The following is a 20,648-nucleotide window of genomic DNA, read 5'->3' on the forward strand; positions in this document are numbered from 1 at the left end:
TTAAGATACTGAGTAGCAAAATCAGCAGTATTGAATTCAAAATCGTTAATTTGATAAGCGTCCTGCGAAAAAGTGTCATAGGCAATCACTTATCCGTCATCATATAACCGATACCGCGGACAGTTTGGATATCGGAGTCATAGCCGTATTTCTTCAATTTTTTTCGTAGTTGATGGATATAGACCTCGACAATACCTACCGTTGTATCCGAATCAAAGCCCCAAATCCGGTCAAAAATCTGCTCCCGGGTGAGTATTTGGTCTTCATTCTGCACCAGATATTCAAGTAAATCATATTGTTTTGTCGTAAACGAAAGAATTTCTCCATCGACTTTAATTTGTTTGCGTTTGTTGTCAATCTCAATGCCCTTATAGTGAAGGATATGGTCAAGTGCCATCGGCGAACTGCGACGCAAGACTGCAGCCACTCGTGCCTTTAGTTCCTGGTTCTGAAATGGCTTAATCATATAATCATCGCCGCCCAAGTTCAGCCCCTTCACACGGTCATCGACGGCATCGCGCGCCGTAAGAAAAATAATCGGCGTCGCTACTCCTTTTTTTCGAATCCGCTCAGTGACCTCAAAACCATTCATCCCAGGAAGCATCACATCAAGAACAATCGCGTCATATATATTCTGCTCCGCTAGATACAGTGCATCGTCGCCGTCCTCTGCCGAGTCGACCGTATACTCCTCCTCAAGCAGGCGGACAATTTCTTGAAGCAGATAGTGATTATCCTCAACAACCAGCAGTCGCATCGTCAACACCTCACATTTCTCATTCCTGCACTTATTGTACAACATAACAAACCTTTATTGAAAATGGCTCACTCCATACGAAGGGCCTCAATCGGATTAAGCTTTGACGCTTTATATGCCGGAAATACGCCAAACACAATGCCGACAACTGCCGAGAACAGGAATGCGGCTGCCATAATCGGCAGTGAATAGACAATGGTTCCTCCTACAGCCAGCGCATAAATCTTCGCAGCCAGAACGCCGATGCCGACACCGCAAAGTCCGCCGAGCATACTGAGGACGGCTGCTTCAATCAGGAACTGAAGCATAATATCTTTTCTTTTCGCTCCGATCGCTTTGCGTATGCCGATCTCCCGTGTGCGTTCCGTAACCGATACGAGCATGATATTCATGATGCCGATGCCGCCGACAAGCAGTGAGATACCTGCGATTCCGGCAAGCAGCATCGTCATCGTACTTGAGACCGAGCTCATCGCTTCCATAACATCTTGCTGATTGACAACACTGTAATCATCTGAATCGCTGTATGTTTGGCTCAACACGCGAGAAATGCCCGCCATCGCCCAATTTACAGAATCCTGACTCTCAGCTTGTGCATAAAACTGTGTAATATAAGTCGTACCGATCAGCCGCTGCGCAGTCGAGAATGGGAGAAAAGCCGCGTCATCACTGCTCGATCCCATTGATCCGCCTTTGCTGTTCAGGACACCGACAACTAGATAGCTTTCACCGTCAATCAACACTTTTTTATCAATCGGCGATTCATTTTCAAAAAGGGTCGTCGCCAGATCGCTGCCCAGAACGACAACCTTCTGACGGAATTTATTATCCAATGAGGAAACAAATCGTCCCTGTTTGACGGTAAGCTGTCGGATCGATAAATAGCTGGAGGTTGTCCCGGTCACACTGACCTGGGATGTTGTGCTGCCGTTGCGCAGCGTACTTCTCCCGCTTAGTACCGGTGCCACCGATTTCACGCCGGTAGCCTGCTTGACTTCTTTCAAATTATCCATTGTAAAATGGGTATCCGTATTCGTAATGTTCACCGTAATAAGATTAGTTCCAAGACTATTGACACTGTCGGCAACCGACTTGCTGGAACCCTGTCCTATGGCTAGTAAAGCGATAACCGAGGAAACGCCGATAATAATACCAAGCATGGTCAAAAAAGAACGCATTTTATTTCCCTGGATATTGCGAGCAGCCATTTTTATCGAAGTAAAAAGATTCATCAGATATGCTCACCTTCCTGAAGCCTGCCGTCACGGATGCTGACTGTTCGTTTTGCTTTTCTTGCCACATTCAAATCATGGGTGATCAGCACAATTGTGCGTCCGCTATTATTCAGAGTGGTCAACAGCTTCATAATATCTTCACTGGTCTTGCTGTCCAGAGCCCCCGTCGGTTCGTCAGCAAGTAAAATTTGCGGTTCACCGGCGAGTGCGCGTGCAATGGCCACACGTTGCTGCTGACCGCCTGAAAGCTGGTTGGGAAGATGCGTTGCGCGATCTTCAAGCCCGACCAGTTTCAAGCATTCCAAGGCGCGGGTTCGTCTAATTTTTGCCTTAACGCCGCGATAGAGCAAAGGCATTTCCACATTTTCAACAGCAGTCAATTTTCCAAGAAGATTGAAGTTCTGAAAAATAAAGCCGATTTTTCGATTCCTGATTTCTGCTAAATCGCGATCCTTGAGGCGATCAATGTGACTGCCGCCCAGAGTGTATTCGCCTGCATCTGGTTTGTCGAGACAGCCCATCATATTCATGAGTGTGGATTTACCCGATCCGGAAGGTCCGACAATGGAAACAAAGGCACCTTCTTCAATAGTAAGATCGATATGATCCAGAGCATGAACGATATTGTCGCCTAATTTATAGGTCTTCTCAATCTTGCTCATCGAGATCATGACTTCACTCATTTTTGCGTTCCACCACCGTTTCCACCACCGTTTCCACCACGATATCCTCCAGTACCGCCTCCGAAGCTGCCTTGTCCGCCTCCAAAGCCGCCACCATTCAGGGAAGACATTTGATTTTGGCTGCTTGATGATGAAGAGGTCCCGGATGATTTGGTGATCGCATTTAATTGGACGGTTTGTCCTTCCTGAAGTCCGGATTTAATTTCGATATATTGATCATTATGAGTACCGACAGTCACCGTTTGCTGCTTGCCTCTTGTTGTCTCCACATTTCTGAAGCGTCCTGACTCTTGCCCGCTGCTGGTTGAATTTGAGGATGAGGAAGATAGATATACATAATATCCGTCACTGCTTTGATGTACAGCACCCGATGGCAGATACAGAACATTTGTTTTCTTTTCAAGGACGATATTCGCCGTCGTTGTCATACCTGGTTTAAGTCCGGTTGATTTGGATAGATGCACCGTTACATCAAAAGAAGAGGTTCCGTTTGTATCAGTGCCTTCTTTAGCAATTGACGTGACTTTTCCGCTGAACGTTTTTTTCGGATAAGCGGCCACGACAACGGAGACGGATTGCCCGATTTTAATTTTCGGAATATCCAGTTCGTCAATAGAAAGCACTGTGTTCAAATCATCATAGCTCTTTAAATGAGCGATCGTCTGTCCGGCATTTACGCGACCGCCTGCATAGACCGTAAAACTTGTTACAGTACCTGATTTAGGGGCTACAACCGTTGTGCCGTCTGTAAAGGTAAGCAGTTTATCACCTTTTTCCACTTTGTCGTTTTTGGCGACGGAAACGCTGTAAATCGTTTTCGAGGCGTCATCCGCGTCAATCGTCACATCCTGATCAACAGTCGGTTCTAATGATCCGGATCCGTTGACATCAGTGGAGATCGTGCCTTTCTGAACTGTGGTTGTCGGGATCATGGTTTGATTAGCCGAAGACTTGTCCCGCGTGAAATACCAGAATGCCCCTCCCCCTCCAATTGCAAGTACTACAACAAGAATCAAAATCCAGATCTTCTTCATTATCCAAACCCCTTCGCTACTTCAGATGTTTTGTTATGGATTCAGTTTAAGGGGGGAATCTTAAAATTTGCTTAAGGATTAGTAAACAGCTGATGATGTCCTGAGGAACTTATTCGATCCAAGGTTAAGTAATGTAGTCAAGTTCGATTCGAAGTCTTACACCATAGGTGCAACCGAAGGCAGACCTGGCTTGAGCAATTCTTTTGGCTTCGGCAGCCGTAATGGTGTCTCATATGGACAAAGCAGCTTCATTCTGACGAGGCTTTTGACGATAGCTCTGTTTGTGCGCGGTGACGGTTCAACAAATTGAAAAACGGCGGAAGAAGTGTACAGATGGCAAGCACTCTCAATACCTGCACTGCAACCACAAAAGTAGAATTGGCATGGAGTGCCTCCGATGTTACCGCCATTACGTCAATGCCGCCCGGTGCAAAGGCCAGAATCGATGTAACCGGGTCAATTCCGGTTAGACCCGACACGAGCAAAGCGCAGAGGAACATGGCTGCCGTCAGTCCGATTGAGCCCATAAGTCCCACAAAAGCAATCCGAGCAACGTCCAAAAACATACTTCGCTTCAGCCGTGCGCCGACACATGCACCAATCGTGATTTGAGCCACGATCACAAGAAGATGCGGCTGCCACACGGGCAAAGTATTCGCTGTTGCCACGCCAAACACGATCTGCGCTGCACCGGCACCGATCATGCTTCCGAGCAGCCAAGGGGCGGGCATTTTTATTTTTTTCCCCAACCAAGCACTTATTACAGCGATTATGATGAGCAGAAAGAGTCCTGCAGCGGTTGCCGGATTCAGCGTTTTCACAACTTCAGCAGCCGCCGGCTTTGCTTGAACCGGTGCATTCCAAATGGATACAAGGACTGGCACTGTGCTTTCAACTAGGATCACCCTCATTGTCTGGATAATGCTGACAACTGCCATGTTCGCCCCGCTGTCTGCCGCAATGCCCACCATCGAAGACAATCCTCCGGGTGTTGTTCCATAGAGACTTGTACTGAGATCCGTCTTACTGAAATGAAATAAAGTAAATCCGCTTGCAAGAGATAAAGCAATGGAGGTTAAGATCATGATGATAATCGGCAGCCATCCATGGCGCAATGCATCCAGGATTGATCCATTGACTTGCATTCCGATCTGCACACCAAGCAGGAGCTGGCCGGCCTTCAACCAATAACTCTCCATCCCTTTTTCAGTACAAAGCCGCCTGATCCACCTTGGATTCAACAGTGAAAGCGCGCCTGCCATGATCAAGGTTCCAATCATCCATCCGATTGAAAGTCCTGCCAAAGTAAGCATCAAGCCTCCGGCGCTGCAAATCATGATAAAAACTAGGTTTCTTCCGCTTAATGCTAGGCTTGACCTCATTTTCTTCCTCCTCTTTAAAAGCTTAGTATAGCAATATTCTATCACGCTGATTGATGAACACATTTAATTAAAAAATTGACGCGGTTTGCTGCCGCGCCAAGGAAATCAATGATTTATTTTTTAAAATGATAGGGAACCGTTGCAATAACAACATCTTTGTGACGGATCAGACTCGCTTTGATCAGAACACCAGATTGATTATGCAGCAGGCTCTGCCACCATTTTTTTGTATAAAACTGCGGGAATACCACGGTTACTGTAGCTCCCTGCTTATCTGCTTTATATTTTACAGTGGTGATAAATTTATCAAGCGGACTGACAATACTTCGATATGGTGAATGAAGCGCAATTAGCCTAACCCCCGGATTCCATTCATTCCATTCCTGATTCATTTTATTGATCGCTGCCGGGCTGTCGCCGACAAATACGGCAATGACATTACCGGATAGTGATTTAGCGTACGTCAATGATTGCTCTACGACTTTTGTAATTCCGGCAACCGGCACAACAATGATATTGTCGGACGCATGAACGATTGGCACGGGCTCGGAAAAATCAACCCGCAGCTGTTCGGCAACAAGCATATAATGTTCATGGATTTTATGAAAAACAGTAACCACAATCGGCACAAAAATCAGTACGGGCCAGATTTGCGGAAATTTCGTCAAAAAGAATATAGCAAGAATCAGATAACAAATTAATGCTCCGAGCAAGTTGATCATCAGTTTGCCCTGCCAGCCCTTGGGCCGTTTCTTTAGCCAGTGGACAATCATACCCGTCTGTGAGAGTGAAAACGGAATGAACACACCAACTGCATAGAGTGGAATCAGATTTTCCGTTCTTCCTTCAAAAATAATAATGAGCACAATCGAAAGAGCACCTAAAGTTAAAATACCGTTGGAGAAACCCAATCGATCTCCCTTGACCTTAAACGGTCTCGGCATATATTTATCCCTCGCTAAATTAAATGCGAGCAGCGGAAATGCTGAGTAGCCGGTATTCGCGGCGAGAATCAAGATTAATGCCGTGGACACTTGAATAATGTAATAAAAAAGATTGCGTCCGAACAAATTGCCCGCCAGCTGAGAAAGCACCGTCTGATCACTTTCCGGATGAACGCCGTACCAATAGGAAAGATAAACGATTCCGGCCAGAAGTACCGCAAGCACGCCGCCCATCATGAGAAGCGTCCGAGCAGCATTCTTAGGTGCGGGATCCTTAAAGCTCGGAATAGCATTAGAAATTGCCTCGACACCAGTCAGCGCAGAGCATCCTGACGAGAAGGCACGCAGCAAAAGAAACAGGCTGACTCCCATCACCGGCGTACCCAATGCCGCATGTTGATGCATGGGAACAGTATGTCCGGTCAATGCAGCAAAAAGTCCGCCGCCAATGACCAGCAGCATCATGAGTACAAAGAAATAAACCGGATAAGACAATAGTGTTGCCGAATCCGTTAATCCTCGCAAATTCAGAATCGTGATCAAAATGACGATAATGACAGCAACCAAAACGGCATGCTCATGGAGCGATGGAAATGCTGAAGTAATCGCATCCGTACCTGCTGAAACACTAACTGCTACCGTCAAAATATAGTCAACGAGCAGTGCTCCTCCTGCAGTAAGACCAAAGTTAGTGCCAAGGTTTTCTTTTGCAACCATATAGGCTCCGCCGCCTTGCGGATAGGCAAAAATAATCTGTCGATACGACAAAACGAGTGCAATTAAAAGAATGAGAACGCCAAGAGAAATCGGTAAGGAAAACCAGAGTGCACTGCTTCCTGCTGCCATCAAAACTATTAGGATCTGCTCAGGTCCATAAGCAACCGAAGAAAGTGCATCAGAGGACAGAACAGCCAAGGCTTTGAATTTATTTAATTTTTGATTGTGCGATTCATTTGACTTAAGCGGCCTGCCGATCAGCAGCCGTTTTAATTTCGTTAACATAAATGTGCCCCTTCTTCATGCAGTATTACTTAACTCTTTGAAGTGAATGAGAATAGATTTTTGGCAATCTTCCACAAGATCTATTGCGTTATACTCCTTCGATTTGTGCAGATTGATTGTATGCCTCATTTTTGAATGAAGCAACACAGAAAAATTTGGTAATGATACGTCTTAGACATCTACTGAACAGGTGCAGAAACTGGAAGTTCTTATCTATTATAAGTTGAATTATTTTTTAATAAAGGCAGCGCCATTAATATCTTATCTTTACTCTTTATTATTTTATGAAACAAAAATCAACAGTTTAAGAATAAAAGCGCATCATTCGTCATCATTTCCCAGGTAATAATCAGCAAGCGACATCATTTCCCTTTATTTCCATGTTTACCGCAGCTTTTTTCGTGTCAGTGACAGCATGACGACTGTACCAATAATGCATGCCGCTCCCATCCAATCAAACACTGTGAATGGAACATGCATCCAGGCAACACTGACAATGGCTGCAGACAGCGGTTCGGCGCAGCCAAGCAGACTGGTTTCTATTGGTTTTAAATACTTCAGGCTGGCCAAATACAAGTAAAATGCAAGCAGTGTGCCAAAAAGAATGACAAAAGCAATGTCCATTATTAATTGAACGGAAAGATTTCCGTTGAAATGCCAAGGTGGATACAGTACGCTCATTGCGATTCCACCAATGACCATCCCCCAGCCGACAACAACTCCGGGACCGAATTGTTTCAGTAGTTTTCCAGGCTGTGTCGCATAGATGGCACCGCCCAGTGCCGACATCAGTCCCCAAAAAACGGCAAGCGGAGCAATCGACAACTGATCCGGATGCCCTTTTGTCGCTATTAAAAAAACACCAAGCAATGCCATTAAAATTGCCGCTAATTCTACTCCGGACGGTTTTTTGCGCCAACGGATCATTAAGTAGAGCATGATCAGGACCGGACTAAGATACTGCAGCAGCGTTGCCGTAGCCGCATTACCTGCGGCAATCGCTTCAAAATACGTATATTGAGCACCAATCATCCCGATTAATCCAAAAATAAGCATACCTGACACTGTTTTTCCATTTTTCCAAACAGACCAGGTCAGATGACGTTCTTTTCCAAATTGCGTCAAGATGAGCAGCAGTATGCCTGCCGTCAGCATACGAACAGAAGTCAGCCACCCGGCATTGATGTGCTGAGCTTCAAATAAATACTGGGCAACATTTCCAGAAACACCCCATAATGTCGCACCGCAGAGCACGAGCATCATACCGATCGACCGCTGCCAAGATCGTGTGGCAGCAAAGCGCCGCACAAGTTCTGCCACTTTTTTCTTCCTCTCTGTGTTCTTCGTCACATCTTATTATAATGAGACCGTCAACCGGTTCTCAGTTGAATAGAAACGAGTTCCCATGTATGATATAAGAAGTTTAGTTTAGCACAGTTAAGCAGAGTAAAGAAGAGCAGAGTTGAGAACAGAATCGTACATTTTTTAGTGACTTGCAGACGGCCGCTTTTATTCGACGTCTCTTTCTGATTCAGAGTTGCTCTTCTGTATAAATCTATTTATACAGGAGGTTGATAAGATGAGTATCTTATCACAAATTGACAAATCACAAGCATCCACTCTTTACACCACTGACAAGGGTATGATCATTACCCGCAGCCAGGTACCGATCTCTGGTGAACCGGCTATTTTAAATCTTGCAGAACGCCTTGATGAACACAAAGGCGCACTGTTCTCCAGTACCTACCGTTTTCCGGGCCGTTATTCGCGCTGGGATATCGGGTTTGTGAACCCGCCGCTTGAACTGACATCAAAGAACCATTCCTTTCAAATTAAAGCACTCAATGAACGCGGGAAGGTACTGATTGCCTTTCTGACTGATCGCTTAACCCATCCTGATTTAGAAATAACGTCCCGTCATTCATCTGCTCTGATCGGCAACATCCGTGTGACCGATGAAGCATTGATTCAAGAAGAGAATCGAACAAAGCGTTCTTCACTGTTCACATTGCTTCGAGAAATTGAAACACTTTTTCACATTGATGATGATTTTCTCGGCCTTTATGGTGCTTTTGGTTTCGATCTTGTCCTCCAGTTTGAGCACTACACTCTGAATAAAGATCGAAATTCGGAACAAAATGATCTGCAGCTTTACCTTCCCGATGAGCTGATTGTTGTTGATCGGGAGAAAAACAACGCGTATCAATTAACCTATGAATTTGCTTACGGAAAGCTTTCTACCGAAAACAAACCGCATTTCGGTGCAGTTGCCCGGTTCGACAAAAAATCGAGTGCTTCATCCGGTGTCGCTGATCAAAAAGGGGATTATGCCGCACTTGTACGCAAAGCAAAAGCAGCATTTAAAAAAGGCGACCTGTTTGAAGTCGTGCCAAGCCGTGTTCTGACTCAGCACTGTTCAAGTCGGCCTTCACATGTTTTTCAGCGACTGCAGTGCATTAATCCAAGCCCCTATGGTTTCCTCATCCATTTAAATAATGAAGAGTTTCTGATTGGTTGCTCTCCGGAAATGTACGTACGTGTCGATGGCGCGACAGTGGAGACATGCCCGATCTCTGGGACGATCCGCAGAAAAGGCTCTGTCATCGAAGACGCCGAACAAATCAAGACCTTGCTTGGTTCTAAAAAAGAAGAATCGGAACTCACGATGTGTACCGATGTCGATCGGAATGATAAATCGAGGATTTGTATCCCCGGTTCTGTTGAAGTGGTCGGGAGACGGCAGATCGAAACGTATTCCCATCTCTTTCATACGGTAGATCATATTAAAGGACAGCTGAAGGAAGATTGTGATGCCATCGATGCTTTTATCAGCCATATGTGGGCGGTCACCATCACAGGAGCACCAAAGCTTGAGGCAATGCGCTGGATTGAACAGCATGAAAAAACCGCGCGCGGCTGGTATGGCGGCGCGGTCGGCTGGATCGGTTTCAATGGTGACATGAACACAGGCCTTACGCTGCGCTGCCTGCGGCTGCAGCACGGGGAAGCCCAGATACGAGTCGGTGCAACGCTGCTCTATGATTCCGATCCGGAAAGTGAAGAAAGAGAGACATTGACTAAAGCCGGTGCATTAATTGAGGCACTTCGTCCATCCTCGTCCAAAGAGGAGTCCGTTGTTAAGCAAGTCGCGGGAAAAGAGGACCAGCACCCTCTCCATGTTCTTTTTGTTGATCATGAAGATTCCTTTGTGCATACCCTTTCCGGCTATTTTCAATCGCTTGGCGCAATCGTGACCGTTCGCCGAAGTCCGGCAGCCCGGCAAATGATCCGAGCGGGGTCCGAGCCCATTGATCTTGTCGTCCTTTCTCCCGGGCCGGGTCGTCCGGAACGGTTCAACATGCAGGAAACGATTGACCTTTGTTTGGAGCATCAGCTCCCACTATTCGGCATCTGTCTCGGCCTTCAGGGTATTGTCAATTACTTTGGCGGATCACTCGGAATCCTGCCAATACCCACGCACGGCAAATCATCAGTGATTCATCACAAGGACAGTCCTTTATTTCACAATGTTCCTCGGAATTTTAAAGCAGGACGCTACCACTCGCTTTATGTCGACCAGCTGCCGCCAGAGCTCAATGCTACAGCAGAATCTGACGATCATGTCATTATGGCTGTGGAGCATCGAAGCCTGCCGATCACGGCTGTCCAGTTTCATCCCGAGTCAATTATGAGCCTCGGAGAAAATGCAGGTATGAATATTTTGGAGAATGTTCTTAGAAGCGTTCGTCTTTATTCAGCCGTTCAACCTTAAGGCGGCTATGTCGTTTCATCATGGAGAGCTATTGGGTTTATACGCCGCATAATCTCCATCATTACTTTAGCAGGTGAATCATAAAGTAACGAATGAATGGAATCTCGGTGCATGGTAAACTTTAGGTAAAGGCTAAGTTATCGACAGTCAGGTTTAGATGTATGCCTTCGATGATTAGATGTGAGGAGCTAATCCGTTTTTCTTTTTATGGATGAGGGAGGATATCTATGAAAACAGCAGTATATGCCCATCGCGGCAGTAAATGCAATTGTCCTGAGAATACGCTTGATTCGTTTGAAGAAGCGATGCGTGTCGGAAGCGATGGCATTGAGCTTGATGTTCATTTGACAAAGGATCAGCAGGTCGTGGTTATGCACGATGAAAAGATTGATCGAACGACTAATGGCAAGGGCCAGATTAAATCATACACTCTAGAAGAATTAAAGCAATTTGACGCAGGATCTTGGTTTTCGCCAAAATTCAAAGGAACACGTGTACCTACGCTTATTCAAGTGCTTGAACTTCTAGCCGATTATCCCGGCGTTCTGAATATAGAGTTTAAAACCGACCGCAACGTTTATCCCGGTATCGAAGCGCGGGTAGCGCAGCTCGTCGATCATTATCGGCCGCATCTTCCCGTTGTCTACTCATCCTTCAATCATGAATCGTTGATCCGATTGAAGAAAATTAATCCAACTGCAGACATCGCACTTCTTTTATGGGAGCGTTTGGTCGAACCGTGGCGCTACACCCAACAGGTCGGCGCGACCGCTCAGCATCTCTGGCAGCCGACTGCTTTTTCTGAGACAGCAGCACAGCTCCAAGAGCACGGACTCAAGGTGCGCGCGTGGACAGTCAATCAGCCGAAAAATATGCAGCTTGCTTTTGAAATGGGTCTTGACGCCATTATTACCGATCATCCCGAGGCTGCTCTCGACCTGCGGAAAAGTTTTCAGAAGGTCGCAAAATAATACGGAAATGAAGTGTCGGGCAAGGTGCAAGTTCTCACGGAACCATTGGCACTGCTCGGCACTTTCGCTATAATACAATGAGAACGTTACCATTCAATGGACAACTAATCAGAGCCTTAATCGAATAGAAAACGAGGGATGAGTATGAACGGAAAACAATCAGCAGGCAGAGGCGCTGTTGATGAAATTAAAGAGGGAATGACCATCGGCCTTGGTACTGGATCAACTGTTTATTACTTTCTTGAAGCACTGGCTGAAAAAGTAGCAAATGGATTTACGATGACCGGGGTCGCGACATCTCAAAAAACCATTGACCTTGCCAGCGAATGGAAAATTCCGATGCGTGCGTTGAATGACGTCGCAAAAATCGATGTAACGGTCGACGGAGCCGATGAAGTCGATTCAGAATTAAACGGGATCAAAGGCGGAGGCGGCGCTTTGCTCTATGAAAAGCTGGTCGCCAAAGCATCCACGCGCCGCATTTGGATCGTCGACAATACGAAAAAGGTTGAACAGCTCGGCGCCTTTCCTCTACCGGTTGAAGTCGTTCCCTTCGGATGGAAGCATGTCAATGCCTATCTGTCTGAAAAAGGGTACCGTCCCGAACTTCGATGCGCCGCGGACGGACAACCTTACGTGACCGATGCGCATCATTACATTCTTGACCTTCACTTGCAGTCCATTTCCAATCCCGAACAATTGGCGAATGAACTGGATCATCTCACCGGAGTCGTCGAACACGGCCTTTTCCTCGGTATGACAGACAAAGTCATCGTCGGCTACCCCGACGGACATACCGATACTCTGAACAAATAATCTCACCTAACCCCCCTATCTGAAGCGTAGATAGGGGGGTTATTCTAATATTGCACAGTAAGGACAGACCGCGCAATACGGGGAGATTCGGTCTAACTCTCACTAGATTCGGTCCATTTTTCCATGGATTCTGCCTAACTTTTCGAGCGTTCGGTCTAATTTTTTATTGGTTCGGCCAAACCTCCGCTTTTCAGTCTAACTTTTTATGAATTTGGCCTAACTTTCCATGGATTCGATCTAGATTTTCAAGCGTTCGGTCTAACTCCTTCTCTTCGGTTCAGCTTTTCTCATATTATAAGTGTTTTTTCAATTGATACGATGTTGCGCAGTACTCTTCTAATGCTTAGTAAGTTAGCTAAGTCACAAAAAATAGTGTTCTTTTTTAATTATTTGGTTGACAGGATGTATAGTTGTAATTATAATGGTTACAAGAGGTGAGGGAAATGATTAATACTCGAGTTGCAGTTGCTGTTCATATTCTTGCTTTAATCGCCTCCAAGCCTCATGTTGATTTAACGTCGGACTATATCGCATCAAGTGTGAACACCAATCCGGTCGTCATCCGAAGGCTGCTCGGTATGCTGAAAAAAGCTGGACTGATTCAGACTACTGCCGGCAAGGCTGGCGCCTCATTAACACGTGATCCTGCCGACATTTCGCTGCTCGACGTATTCCATGCGGTTGAACCTAAAGACAATCTCTTTGCAGTCCACGGCAATCCTAATCCCCATTGTCCGGTTGGCAAGGGGATTCGGCGCGCACTGGACGAAGCGTTTGGCGCTGCTCAGGATGCATTAGAGCGCAAACTATCCAGTGAGACAATCGACGGCATCCTACATCAGCTTTTTGATAAAGCTTGATTTTTTGACATCTAGATGTAACTATTTTTGTTACATCAATAGTTTAGAAAAGGAATAAGAAAAAGCGGTAATAAATCGGCAATGGCTCTGCCACGCTGATTTCAAAAATACATGAAAAATTTATTGGGAGTGGATGAAAATGGCAAAATGGACAATCGATTCAGCACACACAGAAACAGGTTTCTCTGTAAAACACATGGGACTTTCTAATGTGAAGGGCAGTTTCAAAACAACTTCAGGTACTGTAACAACTGATGAAAGCGGAAAGATTACGGCAGTTGCCGTTTCAATTGATGTCGCAAGCATTGAAACACGTATTAAAGATCGTGACGCTCACTTGAAGAGCGCTGACTTCTTCGATGCTGAAAAATATCCTGAAATTAAATTCGAATCAACTAAAATAACATCAGCAGATGGTGGAGATTATACCATCGAAGGCAACCTCACCATTAAAGAAACGACGAAACCGGTAACCTTTGAAGCAGAAATTGGTGCGCCGATCGATGATCCATACGGCCTGAAGCGCAATGCTGCAAGTCTCAATTTCGCCATTGACCGCCGCGATTACGGTCTGGTTTGGAGCCAATCGCTTGCAAACGGCAATCTCGTTGTCGGCAACAAAATTAAGATTAGTGTCGATGCTGAATTCACCTTAAACGCTTAATAATTTCGTGAAAAAGAACGGATGGCTCATCTAAGCCATCCGTTCTTTTTTTGTACCTTATTTGTCTTTTTTTATTGCTTCTTCGCAGCGATCCATCCACTTTTGCAAAAATTGATCATGTGGAAGTATGCGCTCTTTCAAATCATCAATAAACATTACGCGCTCATGTCGGCACCAGTTCAGACAAGTCTGGTAGAGATCCATATCAAGATCATCTGTATCCCAATAGACAGGGATCACCGATATTTTTTCCTCACTATAGAGGAATGCACGCGTATGGCCGTCGGTCAGAAACGCTTCTCCCCCATTTTTCTTAATCGGAAGCGGCGCATTGAAGCGTACATTGAGCGGATCAAATACGCCTTTGAGACGATCAATTTTATCCTGATCTAAGTATAGCTGGCTCGGACGGATTTGGTATAAGTCCATTAAAAATGATTTCATTTCATCAATCTTCTTTCATTTAACGATTTTCAGCGCTTTCTTCCTGATAAAAAGAACATAGACGACAAGTGCGCCAACATCACAGAATAGGATCATCAGCGCCATCGGGAAATAGGTATGACTGCCTCCTAATCCGACGAGCGGTGAAAAAAGCGCTCCGATTGTATTCATGCCAAGTCCCAGAATCGCGGATGCACTTCCGGCCGCCTTCCCCTGGCTTTGCATCGCCAGTGAAAAGGCTGTTGAATTGACGAGGCCAACCATTGAAACAACAAGAAAAAGCGGGATCATGATTGCGACAAGACGCGGCGGTTCGAGCATCAAGCTGGCAAAAAGCGCAATACTGCCAATCGCTGCTATAACTATTCCGGTTCGCATGATTTTCCGTGCGTCTACACGTCCGGCAAGAAGTCCGGCAAGCTGCGACATCAGCACAATACCGAAACCGTTTGTGGCAAAAAATAGACTGAATCCCTGGGGCGATACGGCAAACATGTCCTGCAACACGAAAGAAGATGCCGAAATGTAACAGAACATGGCACCCATCACGAGACCAAGGACAAGCGCGTAACCGACGAACCGGCTGTCTCGGAAAATATGTCCCATCGCTGATACTGTTGTACCAAGCCCGCCTGAAATACGTTTTTCAACAGGGAGCGTTTCGGGAATATAGAATAATGCACTTAAAAACAATAAAAAACCAATCACGCAAAGGACAACGAAAACACCGTGCCAGGACGTAAACCGAAGCACAAAGCCGCCTAATATCGGTGCCAAGATAGGAAAAATACCGTTGACTGCCATCAGCATCGAGAAAAATTTTGTCAACTTTGATCCCGAATACAAATCACGAGCAATCGCTCGTGAAATCACCATACCCGCTGCTCCAGCAATCCCCTGGATCAGTCGCAGAATGACAAGCAATCCAATGGATGTTGTGATCGCGCAAAGAAAAGAGGTCAGGGTAAATAAAATCAAACCGGAAAGCAGAGGAATCTTTCGTCCGAATTTATCACTGAGCGGCCCAAGAATAAGCTGTCCCGCCGCGAGTCCGATCAGGCATGCCGTGATGCTTAATTGTGCCAGAGATGTTGTCGTTTGCAAGTCCCGAGTCAGAGACGGCAATGACGGAAGATACATATCCATTGAAAGCGGACCGAACGCGCCGAGCGCTCCCAGTACGAGTACAAAACGAACATAGCCGCCTTTGCTTTGACGCGTCATTAAATCTGTTTGTGCAGCTTTCACTTTTAAATCAGCCTTTCTCATCTCAAAAAATTCTCTTTTAAAGTGTCTGACGTTATCATAGCAGAAAAAAGATCTGTTTACCTGAAGCTTTGCTCATAAGGACGTTCAGTACTGTAATCATTAAGTTAAAATTACTGATTAGAAAATCTTAATTAAGGCCCGTCTGTTCAGGGACTCCAAGCATGATATTCATGCATTGAATCGCCGCACCGGATGCCCCCTTGCCCAGATTATCTAATCGGGTCATCAGCACGATCCGGTCTTCATTTCCCAAAACGAATAGATCTGCTCTATTAGTATCGTTGCACCCGGTAATATCAAAGCTGCCATCTTCAAAAAGACCTTCCGTCTCATTAGACATAATGTTCACAAATGGTTCTTCGGAATAATAATTTACTAAAAAGCGGCGGATCTCCTCAGGCGATTTGTACTCGGACAGCTTATTTGTATATAGCGGAATACTGACCGCCAATCCTTTGTAATAGTCACAGATAACCGGAAGTAAAATCGGCTTCTCCTTGAGTCCCGCATATTTCGTCAATTCAGGTAAATGCTTATGATCTAATTGCAGAGCATAAGGTCTTGGAACAGCAAAGAATGGGGCACGTTTCTTATTTTCATAATCTGCAATGACCTTTTTGCCGCCCCCGCTGTACCCTGTAACTGAATAAATAGATACAGGATAATTAGCAGGCACGATTCCCTTACCGACTAAAGGAGCAAGGGCCAGCAACGCTGCGGTCGCATGACAGCCGGGAACACTGACACGTTTGGAATTTCTTATTTTAGCCCGCTGATGTGGGAACAGTTCAGGAATTCCATAAGTCCATTCTTCATCAATTCTGTGTGCTGTACTCGCATCAATGACCTTGGTCTTATCATTTTCAACCATTTTTACTGCTTCCTCGGCAGCTTGATCAGGAAGGCACAAGAAAACGATATCTGCTTCATTCATGCACTTCTTCCGCAACTCCATATCGCGTCTTTCCTCATACGCGATGTTCAGAAGCCGAATATGGTCATGCTTTGACAAATAGTCTCTGATTTTCAAACCTGTGGTCCCATATTGGCCGTCTACATAAACAGAATACATGGTGAGCACTCCTCTCTATTCTATTTAAAAAAAATTCGGATACGCATGACACGTATCCGGTGCTTCAAGTTAAAAAAATAAGCTAATTTAGGGGGTAATAAACCTTATGCGTAAGAATACCTTTTATGGTATTCTCAAGGATTATATGAAACAGCCGATCAGAATGATCCATTCTGATGCAGTCTTGTTTCCGCAAGTTTCAATTGTTTCTCAATTTGGTGCGGTGCGGTGCCGCCTTCACTTTCCCGGGCACGCATCACATTTTCAGGGAGCAAAGCCGTAAAGATATCCTCTTCAAAAAGAGGACTGAATTGCTTGTACTCTTCCAGATTAAGATCAAGCAAATACTTTTTATTTTCAATGGCATAAAGGACCATTTTTCCGGTGACTGCATGTGCATCACGGAACGGCAATCCTTTTTTTGCCAAGTAATCTGCAATATCGGTAGCATTTGAATAGTCTTTTTCAACAGCGTGACGCATCCGGTCTTTCTTGACCGTCATCGTTTCAAGGATTGGGGCAAGTAATTTCAGCGCCCCTTCCAACGTTTTTACGGTGTCGAAAATGCCTTCTTTATCTTCCTGCATGTCTTTGTTGTAGGCAAGCGGAAGACCCTTGAGCACGGTCAGCAAGCCGACCAAATGTCCAAACACGCGTCCGGTTTTACCGCGCAGCAGTTCGGATACATCCGGATTTTTCTTCTGCGGCATGATGCTGGAACCTGTGCAAAATGCATCGTCCAATTCAATAAACTGGAATTCCTGGCTGCTCCAAAGCACCATTTCTTCAGACAAGCGTGAGAGATGAACCATGATCAGCGAGCAGTCTGCAAGTGCTTCGACGACAAAGTCACGGTCGCTGACGGCATCCATGCTGTTCGGGTAAACATCATCGAAATCAAGCAGTTCGGCAACGCGACGGCGATTGATCGGAAAGGTTGTTCCCGCCAACGCACCGGCGCCAAGCGGTAAAATGTTAATGCGCTTTACACTGTCCCGCAACCGCCCTTTATCCCGCTCAAACATCCAAAAATAGGCGAGCAAGTGGTGGGCAAAGGAGATCGGCTGCGCACGCTGAAGATGTGTATATCCGGGAAGGATCGTGTCCACATTGATCTTAGCTTGCTCAAGAAGGGCAAATTGCACATCTTCGAGCAAGTCGATCAGAACCTGAGTCTTCTTCCGCATGTACAGATGCATATCCGTTGCGACCTGGTCGTTCCGGCTGCGTCCGGTATGGAGCTTGCCTCCGACCGCGCCGATTTCATCAATGAGCATCTTCTCGATGTTCATGTGAATATCTTCCATGTCTGTCGAAAAATGTGCTTCACCGTTCTCTATCTTTTTCAGAATGGTTCGAAGCCCCTGTTGAATGGTCTTTGCCTCTTCTTCTGTGACAACGCCGCATTCACCGAGCATTTGGACATGTGCTAAACTGCCCTCGATATCTTCTTTCGCTAGTTCTTGATCGTAAGAAATAGACGCGGTGTATTCATCAACCAGTTTATTGGTTGACTTCGTAAACCGGCCGCCCCACAGCTTCGCCATGATCTGCCTCCTTATGCACTTCTGCATTCACTTTGGTCGGGAGTCCCCACAGCTTGATGAAACCTACGGCTGCGTTGTGATCAAAAGCGTCGCCCGTTGTATAGGTCGCTAACTTTTCATTGTACAAGCTGTTTTCCGATGCACGTCCGACGACAACATGATTCCCCTTGAATAATTTCACGCGAACTTTCCCGGTAACGACTTCCTGAGTCTGCTTAACAAAAGCCATCAGTGCTTCCCGGATCGGTGAGTACCAGAGACCGTCATAGATCACTTGAGAAATTTCTTTGTCGATCAACGGCTTGAACTTAGAAACTTCCTTGGTCAGTGTAATGGTTTCAAGCCCCTGATGGGCATTGATCAGAATGAGTGCAGCCGGATTTTCATAAACTTCCCGCGACTTGATGCCTACAAGACGGTTTTCAATATGATCAATTCGTCCGACTCCGTGAAGTCCGCCAAGCGCGTTCAGTTCTTTAATAATTTCAATAAATGGTTTTTTAACTCCGTTTAAAGCAACCGGAAGACCTTTTTCAAATTCGATTTCTACATATTCCGGTACATCCGGAGTTTTTTCGATCGGATTCGTCCAAGCGAACGCTTCTTCAGGTGCTTCGTTCCATGGGTTTTCCAAAACGCCGGCTTCGCACGCGCGTCCCCAAATATTCGCGTCAATCGAGAATGGGTTGTCGAGATCTACCGGAATCGGAATACCATGCTTAGCTGCGTATTTGATTTCCTCGTCACGCGTCATGCCCCATTCACGAACCGGAGCGACGACTTTAAGTGAAGGATCAAGCGCTTGAATGGCTACTTCAAAGCGGACTTGATCGTTTCCTTTTCCGGTGCAGCCATGGGCAACTGCCGTCGCGCCTTCTTTATGTGCTACGTCAACGAGCAACTTGCCGATAAGTGGACGTGAAAGTCCTGAAGAAAGCGGGTAAACGCCCTCGTACAATGCGTTTGCTTGGAGAGCCGGAGCAAGGTATCCTTCAGCAAGCAATTCTTTTGCGTCAACGACATACGATTTGATTGCGCCGACATCCAGTGCCTTTTGCTTCACTTTATCTAGGTCTTTGCCTTCTTCGCCGACATCAATGCTGAGTGCGATAACATCGTAATTGTACTTGTCTTGCAGATACTTAATGCAGACCGAAGTATCAAGACCGCCGGAATATGCTAAAACGATTTTTTCTTTTGCCATTAGTGAACCCTCCTGAGAATGAGTATGTTTTTTATGCGTTCTTTTCCATCAAGCATTTCAGAATTGCTTTATGTGCGTGCAGACGGTTTTCCGCTTCATCAAACACAACGGAATGGGCACCGTCAATCACGCTTTCCGTGACCTCTTCACCGCGGTGAGCAGGCAGACAATGCATGAAGATATGATCCGGTTTTGCTAAAGCGACAAGTGCATCGTCAACTTGGAACCCTTGAAAATCATGCAGTCGCTTTTCCTTTTCATCTTCATCGCCCATGCTCAGCCATGTATCGGTGATCACGACATCGCAGCCTTCAGCCGCCTCTTGAGGCGAATTGGTGAATGCAATGGTGCAACCATTCTTCGCTCCTCTTGCTTTCGCGGCTTCGAGAATCGCCGCATCAGGCTCGTAGCCTTCAGGACTGGCGACCGTCATGTCCATGCTGACTGCCGCGGCGCCTTCCATCAGTGAATGCGCCATATTGTTATAGCCATCGCCGATGAAGCATGCTTTTAAGCCGCCAAGCTTGCCTTTGTGCTCGAAAATGGTCAACAAATCGGCAATGACCTGTGTCGGATGATGCGTATCCGTGAGGCCGTTAATAACCGGAACATCAGCGTTCGCCGCCAATTCCTCAACCACTTCGTGGCCAAACGTACGAATCATAATACCATCGACAAATCGTGACAGCACTTTCGCCGTATCAGCGATCGTTTCGCCTCGACCGATTTGGATATCCTTGCTGCTCAAGTATAGCGCAGAACCGCCGAGGTGGTACATACCTACTTCGAATGCGACGCGCGTCCGAGTCGATGCTTTCTCGAAAATCATTGCAAGCGTCTGTCCTTCTAAGAAATGGTGTGTAACGCCTTGCTTTTGCATTGCCTTCAGAGCAACAGCCGTCTGTAAGAACGTTTTCAGCTCGTCTTCCGTAAATTCGGCAATGGTTAGAAAATCTCTGCCTTGTAATGTTGATGCCGTTTCACTTGTCAAA

18 protein-coding genes are annotated in these 20,648 nt (G+C 46.0%); 5 read left to right on the top strand and 13 right to left on the bottom strand.

What is annotated here, in order from left to right:
• Window positions 1-85: 85 nt before the first annotated feature.
• From AC1MBV_RS16635 to AC1MBV_RS16665, 7 genes are all read right to left on the bottom strand, one after another.
• The gene (locus tag AC1MBV_RS16635) at window positions 86-757 is read right to left on the bottom strand and encodes a response regulator transcription factor (RefSeq protein ID WP_480948832.1); all 672 of its coding nucleotides are present in this window, start codon (window positions 755-757) and stop codon (window positions 86-88) included.
• A 68-nt stretch (window positions 758-825) separates the two neighbouring features.
• On the bottom strand, window positions 826-1,989 hold the full coding sequence (locus AC1MBV_RS16640; protein WP_255749023.1) for an ABC transporter permease: 1,164 nt from the start codon (window positions 1,987-1,989) through the stop codon (window positions 826-828).
• Window positions 1,989-2,675, bottom strand: a complete 687-nt coding sequence (locus AC1MBV_RS16645; protein WP_304654899.1) for an ABC transporter ATP-binding protein — start codon at window positions 2,673-2,675, stop codon at window positions 1,989-1,991. Before AC1MBV_RS16645 ends, AC1MBV_RS16640 begins: the two co-directional genes overlap by 1 nt.
• Complete coding sequence (locus tag AC1MBV_RS16650) at window positions 2,672-3,709, bottom strand: efflux RND transporter periplasmic adaptor subunit (protein ID WP_480948833.1); 1,038 nt, start codon at window positions 3,707-3,709, stop codon at window positions 2,672-2,674. Before AC1MBV_RS16650 ends, AC1MBV_RS16645 begins: the two co-directional genes overlap by 4 nt.
• A 248-nt stretch (window positions 3,710-3,957) precedes the next feature.
• Window positions 3,958-5,091 (bottom strand): AbrB family transcriptional regulator, encoded by a 1,134-nt coding sequence (locus AC1MBV_RS16655; RefSeq protein WP_255749020.1) that lies wholly within the window; start codon window positions 5,089-5,091, stop codon window positions 3,958-3,960.
• A 113-nt stretch (window positions 5,092-5,204) separates the two neighbouring features.
• On the bottom strand, window positions 5,205-7,037 hold the full coding sequence (locus AC1MBV_RS16660; RefSeq protein ID WP_480948834.1) for an APC family permease: 1,833 nt from the start codon (window positions 7,035-7,037) through the stop codon (window positions 5,205-5,207).
• A 384-nt stretch (window positions 7,038-7,421) separates the two neighbouring features.
• Complete coding sequence (locus tag AC1MBV_RS16665) at window positions 7,422-8,300, bottom strand: EamA family transporter (protein WP_480948852.1); 879 nt, start codon at window positions 8,298-8,300, stop codon at window positions 7,422-7,424.
• 316 nt (window positions 8,301-8,616) lie between these two features.
• Between AC1MBV_RS16665 and AC1MBV_RS16670 the strand changes: the two genes are divergently transcribed.
• The 5 genes from AC1MBV_RS16670 to AC1MBV_RS16690 all read left to right on the top strand — a co-directional run bounded on the left by AC1MBV_RS16670 (window position 8,617) and on the right by AC1MBV_RS16690 (window position 14,120).
• Window positions 8,617-10,809, top strand: a complete 2,193-nt coding sequence (locus AC1MBV_RS16670) for an anthranilate synthase component I (protein WP_255749018.1) — start codon at window positions 8,617-8,619, stop codon at window positions 10,807-10,809.
• Window positions 10,810-11,036: 227 nt separating this feature from the next.
• Entirely contained in the window at window positions 11,037-11,780 is a 744-nt protein-coding gene (locus AC1MBV_RS16675; protein WP_255749017.1) for a glycerophosphodiester phosphodiesterase, read from the top strand.
• 144 nt (window positions 11,781-11,924) lie between these two features.
• Window positions 11,925-12,596: a ribose-5-phosphate isomerase RpiA gene (gene rpiA, locus AC1MBV_RS16680; RefSeq protein WP_255749016.1), complete on the top strand. Its 672-nt coding sequence runs from the start codon at window positions 11,925-11,927 to the stop codon at window positions 12,594-12,596.
• A gap of 443 nt (window positions 12,597-13,039) precedes the next feature.
• Window positions 13,040-13,456, top strand: a complete 417-nt coding sequence (locus tag AC1MBV_RS16685) for an Rrf2 family transcriptional regulator (RefSeq protein WP_480948835.1) — start codon at window positions 13,040-13,042, stop codon at window positions 13,454-13,456.
• A gap of 139 nt (window positions 13,457-13,595) precedes the next feature.
• Complete coding sequence (locus AC1MBV_RS16690; protein ID WP_480948836.1) at window positions 13,596-14,120, top strand: YceI family protein; 525 nt, start codon at window positions 13,596-13,598, stop codon at window positions 14,118-14,120.
• A gap of 57 nt (window positions 14,121-14,177) precedes the next feature.
• Here the strand turns inward: AC1MBV_RS16690 and AC1MBV_RS16695 are convergent, their stop codons facing one another.
• The 6 genes from AC1MBV_RS16695 to argF form a co-directional block, all read right to left on the bottom strand.
• On the bottom strand, window positions 14,178-14,549 hold the full coding sequence (locus AC1MBV_RS16695) for a hypothetical protein (RefSeq protein ID WP_480948837.1): 372 nt from the start codon (window positions 14,547-14,549) through the stop codon (window positions 14,178-14,180).
• 30 nt (window positions 14,550-14,579) lie between these two features.
• A complete protein-coding gene (locus AC1MBV_RS16700) occupies window positions 14,580-15,788 on the bottom strand; it encodes a multidrug effflux MFS transporter (protein WP_480948853.1) in 1,209 nt (402 codons plus the stop codon).
• Window positions 15,789-15,960: 172 nt separating this feature from the next.
• Window positions 15,961-16,905 (bottom strand): N-acetyl-gamma-glutamyl-phosphate reductase, encoded by a 945-nt coding sequence (argC, locus tag AC1MBV_RS16705; protein ID WP_255749010.1) that lies wholly within the window; start codon window positions 16,903-16,905, stop codon window positions 15,961-15,963.
• A gap of 158 nt (window positions 16,906-17,063) precedes the next feature.
• The gene (gene argH, locus AC1MBV_RS16710) at window positions 17,064-18,452 is read right to left on the bottom strand and encodes an argininosuccinate lyase (protein WP_255749009.1); all 1,389 of its coding nucleotides are present in this window, start codon (window positions 18,450-18,452) and stop codon (window positions 17,064-17,066) included.
• On the bottom strand, window positions 18,409-19,656 hold the full coding sequence (locus AC1MBV_RS16715) for an argininosuccinate synthase (RefSeq protein ID WP_255749008.1): 1,248 nt from the start codon (window positions 19,654-19,656) through the stop codon (window positions 18,409-18,411). Before AC1MBV_RS16715 ends, argH begins: the two co-directional genes overlap by 44 nt.
• Window positions 19,657-19,687: 31 nt before the next feature.
• Entirely contained in the window at window positions 19,688-20,647 is a 960-nt protein-coding gene (gene argF / locus AC1MBV_RS16720; RefSeq protein WP_255749007.1) for an ornithine carbamoyltransferase, read from the bottom strand.
• Between the last annotated feature and the right edge of the window lies 1 nt (window position 20,648).

The organism is Sporolactobacillus sp. PKPK-6 (assembly GCF_056678885.1).